Below are 3,897 nucleotides of genomic sequence, written 5' to 3' on the forward strand. Positions count from 1 at the left end.
TTCATAATTTCAGAAATCGCGTATTAGCTTGTTTTTCTGATTAGATAAAATTATCACCACAAGTTCAGGAGAGCCGTATTTTCGTAAAAAACCCGGTTTCTCGCTACCCGTGCGCCCAAAATCTAAAATCTAAAATCTAAAATCTAAAATCGGATCGCCCATCCAAACTCAAATCTTGTCAATACGCTAAATATAATTAAAATTTGTTAAGATTAACTCGACCTCAGCGCCGGCATCCCATCCGCCGCTAAACCTCCCCTTCCCCAGTCTCCACAACAATGCTGCGACTCGAACACATCAGTAAAATTTACCCCACAGGCGTCGTACTCAAAGATGTCACCTGGGAAGTCAAACCGGGCGATCGCATCGGCTTAGTAGGCGTCAACGGTGCCGGCAAATCCACCCAACTCAAAATCATCGCCGGCGAAATCGAACCCACCGCAGGCGAAGTCATTCGCCCCGCCAGCCTACACATCGCCTACCTCTCCCAAGAATTTGAAGTAGATCCGACTCGCACCGTCAAAGAAGAATTTTGGCGCGCCTTCAGTGAAGCCAACGAAATACACGAATCGCTGATGCAAGTCCATCGAGACTTGGAAGCCTCCACCCCAGAAAATCTCGACGAACTGATCCACAAAATGGATCGGCTGCAACGGCAATTTGAAGGCTTAAACGGCTACGGTTTAGAAGCCCAAATCGAGAAAATTCTGCCCGAAATCGGGTTTGAATCCGAAGATGGCGATCGGCTTGTCAGCGCATTCAGCGGGGGCTGGCAAATGCGGATGAGTTTGGGCAAAATTCTCCTGCAAAAACCCGATCTCCTGCTGCTAGACGAACCTACCAACCACCTCGACTTAGAAACGATCGAATGGCTGGAAGTATACCTGAAAGGGCTGATCACCCCGATGGTAATCGTATCCCATGACCGAGAATTTCTCGATCGGCTCTGCACCCAAATCGTCGAAACCGAACGCGGCGTTTCCAGCACCTACCTCGGCAACTACTCTTCCTACCTGCTGCAAAAAGCAGAAGCCAGAGAAGCCCAACTCAGCGCCTACGAAAGCCAGCAAAAAGAACTGGAGAAACAGCAAGCATTCGTTGAAAAATTCCGCGCCAGCGCCACTCGCAGCACCCAAGCCAAAAGTCGTGAGAAACAGTTAGACAAAATCGAACGCATCGAAGCGCCCACCGGCGGATTAAAAACTTTGCATTTCCGTTTTCCCCCCGCACCCCGCAGCGGCCGCGAAGTAGCAATAATTGAAGATTTAGTCCACACCTACGGCGACAAAATCCTATTCTTGGGAGCAGACTTATTAATTGAAAGGGGCGATCGCATAGCCTTTCTCGGGCCCAACGGCGCGGGCAAATCAACCCTGCTGCGCCTGATTATGGGTTTAGAAAAACCTTCTGAAGGTACGGTCAAATTGGGAGGTCACAACGTCATCCCCGGTTACTTTGAACAGAATCAGGCAGAAGCCTTAGATTTGAATAAAAGCGTGATCGAAACCATTCACGACGAAGTACCCGACTGGAAAAATGAAGAAGTTCGGACTTTGTTGGGCCGTTTTCTATTCACCGGCGAAACAGTATTCAAACAAGTCGGCGCTTTGAGTGGCGGAGAAAAAGCCCGTCTGGCTTTAGCAAAGATGCTGTTGACTCCCGTGAATTTGCTAATTTTGGACGAACCTACCAATCACCTCGATATTCCGGCGAAAGAGATGATGGAAGAGGCGATTCAGAATTATGACGGTACGGTAATTATCGTTTCGCACGATCGCTATTTCATCTCCCAAGTCGCTAACAAAATTGTCGAAATTCGGGATGGAGAATTTCGCCCTTATCTCGGAGATTACCACTACTATCTCGATAAAATAGCTGAAGAAAAAGAACTGGCAAAGTTAGCAAAAATTGAAGCGGATCGAGTGGCTAAAAAGGCTGAAAAAGAAGCAAAGAAAAAAGCGGCTGCTAAGCAAAAATAAAGTTGCCACTGTCGCAGATAAACCTAACATCCACGTTTATCTGCGTACATCTGTGGTACAAAAAGAATCTTATTCCTAACTCTGGGGGGTGACAAAGAGGCTTAGGATATAGACCCAATAAGGGTTGCATCCCTCATGCCTTGTTCGTAAAAGCGACGTTTAGAAGGAGTTAACGGGAGCGTGTCACTTTTTGGATGAGTATAAATACTCATGAAGTCCACCATGACTTTTTTACCGATCATCAGTATCAATAGTCCGGACAGTTTTCAATCACTAACGGCAGAATGCGGGTTTCAGCCTTCTCAGTGAGGTCAAATGCTAACGGTAGAATGAGGGTTTGGGCCTCGCTCTCAAACTGTCCGGAGTATTGCAGTATAATAGGTGATAATTATCATCTCTTCCCACTGGATATATAATCATGACACCTGAACAACAACAGACAATTAAAACACATCTAGATGCTATTTCGGCTATACTTTATGATGATTATAATCCTGATGCCTTGCAGACATTAGAAGATATTGAACTCGCAGTGAGAGACCAAGTTTTGACTCATGTGACACCACATATCGGCTTTTTTTTATCTGCTCAGCTAGCGGTACAAAAGCCGGAAGAATCAAGACTTTAAAAAGTACCCTAGGTAATTTAAGTATCACCCAGAAGCAAGCAGATAAACTAGGCTGCGGTAGTGCTAGTAGGTTGAGTCCACATTTAGAAAACTGTTGCTTAAGACTGAGTGCCAATGTTGCTTATAAGCATGCCGCCCAAGATATTAAGTATCTAACGGGAGTGAGTGTTCCGGCTAAAACACAACTCATATTAGTACATTATCAAAACTTCAGCGAACCGATATCAACAGAAGATATTTCGGAGCTAAGTGCAGATGGTGGAAAAGTACGACTGAGGGCACCTCAAGGAGAAAAGTCTGAATGGAAAGACTATAAAGCAATTGTGTCGGAAGCTGGTATGATGGCTAGTTTTAATCAAAATGATATCATCGTTAATTGGGCAAATAAACAACCGTTAGCAAAACCTGTAACTTGCTTAGGTGATGGACATGATGGAGTGTGGAATATATTTAAGGAAATCAGTTGTGAACAGGACAGAAGAGAAATTCTTGATTGGTATCATCTGAATCAAAATCTTCAGAAAGTAGGTGGTTCAATGAAGCGAATTAAGCAAGCAGAAGCATATTTGTGGAAAGGGAATGTAGAGAATGCGGTAGCTCTCTTTACAAAGCTCAAGAAAAAATCAGCAGTGAATTTTTGCAAATATGAAGGAAAAGCACAAACAAAGGATTATTAACTATGAAGTTTGCTCAAGGGATGGCATCTGTTCAATTGGTTCAGGAGCGGTAGAATCAGGGATTAAGCAAATAGCCAGACGAATTAAAATATCAGGAGCTAGTTGGAAATCCGAACATGTAGGACAAGTATTAGCTCATCGTTGTGCTTACTTAAACGGCTTAATTGGTCATCAGGGAAAACCTGCATAAGTATAATTGCTCACTGCAAAAGTGACATGCTCCCTACTACCCTGGCAATCTGCTACTATCAATTTAACCCCTGGACGTGTTGCCCAATCAATGTTGTCGATTTTAGTTGACATTGGTACTCCCGCTCAACTGCCTTGCGCAGAGGGGAAAATCCCCGGCTGGGAAACAGGAAGGGTACGGACTAAGGCACCGTGCTATCCCACTGTGAAAAAACAGGTTTCTCGACGCAAAAAGTCTTCAAGATTAGTTATTTAATCTTCTCCCTCTTGAGTTTTTGAGTAGCAGCTTGCCGGATATTCAAAGGCGGCTACTTTTAGCGGCAATCATTTTTTAGTCTAAACTACAGTCATAAGTAACTATTGCTGGAATCCTTGGTATCTGCCAATATTAGTTTATTCATATAATATGCTACTCTTACGACCA

General features: G+C 44.2%; 1 protein-coding gene and 1 pseudogene. Both read left to right on the top strand.

Going from position 1 to position 3,897, the window contains the following annotated elements:
- Positions 1-278: 278 nt before the first annotated feature.
- The gene (locus QUB70_RS31865; protein WP_332985790.1) at positions 279-1,979 is read left to right on the top strand and encodes an ABC-F family ATP-binding cassette domain-containing protein; all 1,701 of its coding nucleotides are present in this window, start codon (positions 279-281) and stop codon (positions 1,977-1,979) included.
- A gap of 418 nt (positions 1,980-2,397) precedes the next feature.
- A pseudogene (locus tag QUB70_RS31870) lies at positions 2,398-3,474 on the top strand (ISKra4 family transposase).
- Positions 3,475-3,897 lie beyond the last annotated feature (423 nt).

This window comes from Microcoleus sp. A003_D6, from assembly GCF_036702825.1.
In the GTDB taxonomy this organism is placed as follows: domain Bacteria; phylum Cyanobacteriota; class Cyanobacteriia; order Cyanobacteriales; family Microcoleaceae; genus Microcoleus.